The 6,687-nt window shown below is 38.5% G+C and carries 4 protein-coding genes; 1 reads left to right on the top strand and 3 read right to left on the bottom strand.

Features of this window, described 5'->3' with window-relative positions:
• Positions 1-115: 115 nt before the first annotated feature.
• From C1G53_RS12775 to C1G53_RS12765, 3 genes are all read right to left on the bottom strand, one after another.
• Positions 116-2,695, bottom strand: coding sequence for a YfhO family protein (locus C1G53_RS12775; RefSeq protein WP_105118865.1), 2,580 nt, complete (start codon positions 2,693-2,695; stop codon positions 116-118).
• Positions 2,696-2,731: 36 nt separating this feature from the next.
• Entirely contained in the window at positions 2,732-4,354 is a 1,623-nt protein-coding gene (locus C1G53_RS12770; RefSeq protein ID WP_105118864.1) for an ABC-F family ATP-binding cassette domain-containing protein, read from the bottom strand.
• A 64-nt stretch (positions 4,355-4,418) separates the two neighbouring features.
• Positions 4,419-5,291, bottom strand: a complete 873-nt coding sequence (locus C1G53_RS12765; RefSeq protein WP_105118863.1) for a YitT family protein — start codon at positions 5,289-5,291, stop codon at positions 4,419-4,421.
• A gap of 358 nt (positions 5,292-5,649) precedes the next feature.
• On the opposite strand from C1G53_RS12765, the gene trpS reads away from it, so the two are divergent.
• Positions 5,650-6,675 carry a tryptophan--tRNA ligase gene (trpS, locus tag C1G53_RS12760; protein WP_105118862.1) on the top strand — a complete coding sequence of 342 codons (1,026 nt, stop codon included), beginning with the start codon at positions 5,650-5,652 and terminating at the stop codon, positions 6,673-6,675.
• Positions 6,676-6,687 lie beyond the last annotated feature (12 nt).

Below are 6,687 nucleotides of genomic sequence, written 5' to 3'. Positions count from 1 at the left end.
TCTAGTTTCTCAGAGACAGACTTTGGACTTCTTTTGGACATAATAAAACTCCCTTTATAGTTTCTAGTGAAAATTTTTGTTTTTTCACTGTCCACTATAAGGGGAGTATATCAATCTATACTGGGAGGTTTTTATTGTACTTATTTCGAAAGATTTGGTAGCTAATAAACAGGCCAAGGGCGGAGAATGAGATTATTAAACCTAAGTAAAAACCTTGAGGTGTAAAGGTAAGAATTACTTGTGATTGCCCAGGCTTGACATCAACTTTCATAAAACCACTTTGTGCTTTTTGAATACTTACTGGTTCCCCATCAATTGTTGCAGACCATCCTTTATCGTAGGGTAGGGTTAAAAGAAGAGAAGCTTCATTTTCTGTTTCAAAGTCAATAGTGACCGTGTTTCCTTCAGTTTTTGTAACACTATTTTTTTCTTTTAGAATAGATACAGCATCTTGGAATGCGATTAGATCTAGACGGTAGAATTGAGGTTTATCGAAGGAAACTTGATTATTTTCAGGAAAGTGAATGTCAACCTTTACTACCTGTTCTTCAGGGAAATCACCAACATTAAAGAACGAAAAAGCATTATCTAATGTAAACTCACTTGACTGATTGTTGACAGAGATGACAACTTTCTTATGGTTCTCATTTGAAAACGTTATTTTTGGTAAATTAAGATAGACTTGACTATTTGCAGGCACTGTTAATGTATAACTAACTTTAGCACTCGTTTCCTCATTTGCTTTATTAACAGTGATACGATTTCCTAATTCAGTCGCATATTGAGATGAAGTGATTGGAATGCTGTAGTAATATTTATGGTTTACACCAGATAGCTGATTGAGGAAATTTGTTTGATTATCAAGTGTGAGGTTTGTAAACTTTACATCCTTGTAAACTTGGTTGGTGAGAATAGCCAGACCTTGATTAAAGCTATTTTCATAGAGATTTATTGTATCGGAACTTTTATAAAGTGAAAAACCAAATTTATTTGGATCAAGAGTTGCTAGATTGTATTTTATGCCAAATAGACTATCAGCAATGATGGTATTATTTTGATAGCGGAGGTTAAGATTGGTCCCATCTGAACGGAAACCTAATTTATCAAGGACGGAGCTAGAAGCTCTATTGCGAATAGAAGAGAATTGAGAAATACCATTGTAGTTGTACTTCATACTATCATTGCCTGTTTGTGGTAACAATCTTTCAGTTCGATAGAAGGTAGTATTATCAGATTTTGCTGACTTGACAAGCTTGTCAATATCTGTCAATTTTTCTTCATAGTTTGAACTACTTGGAAAATGCCATTCCTCAGATAATCCTTGTACTTGATAGTGGGTATGGATCCCGATTTCAAATAATCCAAAGAATAGAAAAATAGTAGCAATCCATTTAGCAGATAGCTTTCGATGAAAAAGGAGCCAAAATAGGACAATGTAAAGAATTAGAAATTCAACTGTCAATAAAAAGTTTACATCTTGTAAGAATTCATAGTTCTGCTTAAATAGATAAGTTAGTAGAAAACCTAGTAATATAACCGAGATGCTTCCATAGATTTTTTTAATAGAAACTTGCTTCAATCGTATAATTGTTTCTGCAGCTAGGTAGATAAGGATGGTAGATAGGACCCAAGAATAGCGGTATAGAAACATATTCGGAGCATGCATCCCTTGCCAAAATAAGTTGAGTGGTTGGAGGTAGAAACTAGCAATGACAATACTGATTAGTAGGCCATAGGAAAACTTAACCTGCCACCTTATGTTTTTCAAAGTAAAGAATAAGATAGTCAATACAAGTGGCAGCAATCCTATATAAATCATAGGAATAGAACCAAATTTTGTTGTGTCAAAACTACCGACTAGATTCTTTGCAAAGAAATCCAAATACCATGAGTCTTCCGTTTTTAGATTGACAATCTTTGTAAATGTTTCACCGTGCGTTTTTAAATCTAAATATGTTGGTAGGAGCATAAACATACTAGTTAGTGCTGATAAAATTGACACAACTGTAAAGTTTATGAATATTTTTATCCTATTTTTTTCCAACCAGGATAATTGAACAAGTGCCCACAATGCTAGAAAAATGGCAGCCATATAGCCAAAGTAGTAGTTTTGAACAAACAAGCAAGTTAAGGCTGTATAGTAAATGACTTGAGTTTTTCCTTCTACCAATCGATGTACCCCTAAAAGTATGATTGGAATAAGTATAAAGACATCTAGCCAGCTATTGATTTCTAATTGACTGGTAGAAAAACTCATCAATGAGTAGGAAGTGGAAAGAAGAAGTGCCCAGGAAGGTTCAAGTTTCTTATGTATCCCTTTCAAGCTAAAATAGGTTGACAAACCTATCAATCCAAACTTGACAACAGTGACAAGATAGAGGGCATCTGGCATGGATTGTAAATCAAAGAAGAACACAATAGGTGATAGAAAGGAACCAAGATAGTAAGAAGATAAGGCATAGAAATTCAAACCTAATCCGCTTGTAAAGGTATAAAAAAGTGAACCGTCACCGTGTAAAGTATTGCGTAACGTTTGATTAAAAATGACATATTGATGAAAGCCATCGCTAGCCAAAATGGTTGTATCACTTCCCCACCAAATGCCTTGAAAAGCTAGGACAAGGGAAATAATTCCTAGAGGAATCAAAAAAGATAGGAGGTAATAGGTAGATTTTTTTGTAAATATTTTTTTCATAGATTTAAAAGAAAAGGCGAGTGAATCGCCTTTTTATTATGATTTCCAAAGTTCTTGTACTTTTGCCTGTACTTCAGCATTTTCCAAGAATTCATCATAGGTTTCATCAATACGGTCGATGACGCCATTTTTTGAAATAACGATGATGTGGTTAGCAAGTGTTTGGATAAATTCGTGGTCGTGGCTTGCAAAGATGATGGACTCTTTAAAAGCTTTGAGACCATCGTTTAGACTGGAAATAGATTCCAAGTCTAAGTGGTTGGTCGGGTCATCCAATACCAAGACATTTGATTTGAGGAGCATAAGTTTAGACAACATCACGCGCACCTTTTCTCCCCCTGACAAGACATTGACAGGTTTGTTAACTTCATCACCAGAGAAGAGCATACGACCTAAGAAACCACGCAAGAAGGTATTGTCATCTTCTTCCTTGCTGGCAAAGTTACGAAGCCAATCAAGGATGGATTCGTTGGTGTCAAAATCACGAGTATTGTCTTTTGGTAGGTAAGATTGACTGGTAGTTACACCCCACTTGACAGTACCTTCGTATTCGATGTCTCCCATCAAGGCACGAATCAGAGCAGTTGTTTGGATGTCGTTTTGGCCAATGAGGGCCGTCTTATCACCTGGACGTAGGATAAAGCTGATATTATCCAAAATGGTTTCACCGTCGATGACAACTTTCAAGTTTTCAACGGTTAGGAGGTCATTACCGATTTCACGTTCAGATTTGAAGTTGATAAATGGGTATTTACGGCTAGAAGGGATAATTTCTTCCAACTCAATTTTATCCAACATCTTTTTACGAGAGGTTGCTTGTTTAGACTTTGAAGCATTGGCAGAGAAACGGGCAACGAATTCTTGCAATTCCTTGATTTTTTCTTCTGCTTTTGCGTTACGGTCTGCTTGCAAACGAGCAGCCAATTCACTAGATTGTTTCCAGAAGTCATAGTTACCAACGAAAATCTTGATTTTACCGAAGTCAAGGTCAGCCATGTGGGTACATACCTTGTTCAAGAAGTGGCGGTCGTGGGACACGACGATAACCGTATTTTCAAAGTCAATCAAGAAATCTTCGAGCCAGTTGATGGACTGGATATCCAAACCGTTGGTAGGCTCGTCCAAAAGAAGAACATCTGGTTTACCAAAAAGTGCCTTAGCCAAGAGGACCTTAACCTTCTCACCATTGGTTAATTCGCTCATGTTTTGGTAGTGGAGGTCTTCTGAAATATTGAGGTTTTGGAGTAATTGAGAAGCTTCACTTTCAGCTTCCCAACCACCAAGTTCAGCAAACTCACCTTCTAATTCAGCGGCACGAACACCGTCTTCATCAGAAAAATCTTCCTTCATGTAAATGGCATCTTTCTCTTTCATGATGCTGTAAAGTTGCTCATTCCCCATGATAACGACGTCAATCACGCGCTCATCTTCGTAGTCGAAATGGTTCTGGCGAAGAACAGATAAACGCTCGTCTGGACCAAGTGAGATATGGCCTGTTGATGGTTCAATGTCACCTGCAAGAATTTTTAAAAAAGTAGATTTACCAGCACCATTGGCACCAATCAAGCCGTAGGTGTTTCCTGCTGTAAACTTGATGTTGACATCGTCAAATAATTTGCGGTCGCTAAAGCGGAGCGACACGTCTGATACTGTAAGCATAGTTTCTCCTCTATTTCTGTCTATTAGTTTTATTGTACTAGAAAGAACTTGAATTTTCAATGAATTACATTGGAATTAAAATATCTTCATCGTAATGTTTATGGTCTTTTTGTAAGCTGAAACCACGTCCACGAACTTGGCTGGCAGGCATGACAACCATAAAGGCAGTTTCATCAATTTCTAATACAGCCGTTTCCAGTTTTTGCATTTCTGGAATAGAGATGGTGGTCATCAACATGCGCTTGTCAACCCCTGTAAAGCCACCGATAATTGGGAGCTCTGTCACACCGCGATCCGCGACTTTTGTGATGTAGTCTTTGATTTGACTTGATTTTTGAGAAATAATCATGATATTTCGAGATGATTGGGTACCGGACATCATGCGGTTGACAATGTAAGTAATGGTCATAAGGGCAATGATGGAATGCATGACAGTATCTGGGTCAAAAGCGATAAAACCTAGTCCGACGATTATTCCGTCGATGATGGCCATTGTTGCTCCTAAAGATAAGGGAGTGTATTTATGAAGAAATTGAATGAGAATACCTGTACCACCTGTAGATGAATTTCCTAGAAAGACAAGTCCTAGTCCAAAACCGAGGATTATTCCACCAAAAATAGCAGCGAGCAAAGGATTTTCTGTCAAGCTTGGTAAACCTGCTGTCAACTTAATGCAAAATGGATAAATGATAGCGCCGTAAACTGTTTTAACAAAGACAGACTTTCCTAGAAACACCCAACAAATAATGAGCAAAGGAATGTTGCAGTAGAGAACAAAATCAGCAGGATTCCAGCCCAAGAGCGTATTGAGTGCTATAGCAAGACCTCCAACCCCTCCAGAAACAATATTATTCTCTAAAAATAGACTGTTAAAACCAACAGCCATGACAATGGAACCCAAAGTTACATAAGCAAAATCTTTGATCCGTTCTTTCATAGCTTCTCCTTATTTGAATATCATAGAATGCAATTTCTATTATCCCTAAAATCCAGCTTATCGTCAAGGCTTGGAAGTATTGACTTTCTATTTTTTAAAAGGTATAATAGAGGTCAATCAGAAGAGTAGGTAATCTTCCATTTTTAGAGAGCTTGTGGTCGCTGCAAACAGGTAATGGTGATTGGTGAATGGACTGATTTTGTAATGAATTCGAACCAATAAGGATTCGGCTAGCAGGCCTTATGTGCATAAAGATGGGAGTATGTTCTCCTAAGTAAGGTGGTACCGTGTCCTTGACGCCCTTGCACAGTTTCTGTGCGGGGCTTTTTTTATGAAAATTATCAGATGAGGTGAAGGAATGACCAAACCAATTATTTTGACGGGAGACCGTCCAACAGGTAAACTCCATATCGGCCATTATGTTGGCTCCTTGAAAAATCGTGTTCTACTGCAAAATGCTGGACAGCATGAACTCTTTGTCTTTTTAGCTGACCAACAAGCCTTGACAGACCATGCCAAAGAACCACAAAAAATTATCGAATCAGTTGGTAATGTGGCCTTGGACTATCTTGCAGCAGGACTTGACCCAGCTAAAACAACGATTTTTATCCAAAGTCAAATTCCTGAACTAGCAGAGTTGACCATGTACTACATGAACTTGGTATCTGTTGCACGTCTAGAACGTAATCCAACAGTGAAGACGGAGATTGCTCAGAAGGGATTTGGCGAAGGAATTCCAGCTGGTTTCTTGGTTTACCCTGTGTCACAAGCGGCGGACATTACAGCCTTCAAGGCAAATTTTGTCCCTGTTGGAAATGACCAGAAACCGATGATTGAGCAGACCCGTGAAATCGTTCGTAGCTTTAACCATGCTTATCAGACGGATATTTTGGTGGAGCCAGAGGGTATCTATCCTGAAAATGAGGCAGCTGGTCGCTTGCCAGGTTTGGACGGTAATGCCAAGATGTCTAAGTCACTTGGAAATGGGATTTACTTAGCCGATGACATGGATACACTCAAAAAGAAAGTCATGTCCATGTACACAGATCCTAACCACATTCGTGTAGAAGACCCAGGTCAGATTGAAGGAAATATGGTTTTCCACTATCTTGACGTTTTCGGACGTGAAGAAGATCGTGCCGAGATTGAAGCAATGAAGGAGCATTACCAGCGTGGTGGCTTGGGTGATGTGAAAACCAAACGCTATCTTCTTGACATTTTAGAACGTGAATTGGGACCAATCCGTGAGCGTCGAATCGAGTTTGCCAAAGACATGGGGCAAGTCTATGCCATGTTAGAAGCAGGCAGTCAAAAAGCTCGTCAGGTTGCAGCAAATACTTTGGATCAAGTCAAGGATGCAATGGGAATTAACTACTTTAAATAAGGTTAACGATGA

This window comes from Streptococcus suis (assembly GCF_002960445.1).
In the GTDB taxonomy this organism is placed as follows: domain Bacteria; phylum Bacillota; class Bacilli; order Lactobacillales; family Streptococcaceae; genus Streptococcus; species Streptococcus hyiners.
The sequence above is the reverse complement of the archived record's forward strand: the minus strand, read 5'-3'. Positions and strand labels throughout refer to the sequence as shown.

Bases quoted from the DNA above. Each gene is read 5' to 3' on its own strand.
- C1G53_RS12775 (WP_105118865.1), bottom strand. From the start codon at position 2,695: ATGAAAAAAATATTTACAAAAAAATCTACCTATTACCTCCTATCTTTT.
- C1G53_RS12770 (WP_105118864.1), bottom strand. From the start codon at position 4,354: ATGCTTACAGTATCAGACGTGTCGCTCCGCTTTAGCGACCGCAAATTA.
- C1G53_RS12765 (WP_105118863.1), bottom strand. From the start codon at position 5,291: ATGAAAGAACGGATCAAAGATTTTGCTTATGTAACTTTGGGTTCCATT.
- trpS (WP_105118862.1), top strand. From the start codon at position 5,650: ATGACCAAACCAATTATTTTGACGGGAGACCGTCCAACAGGTAAACTC.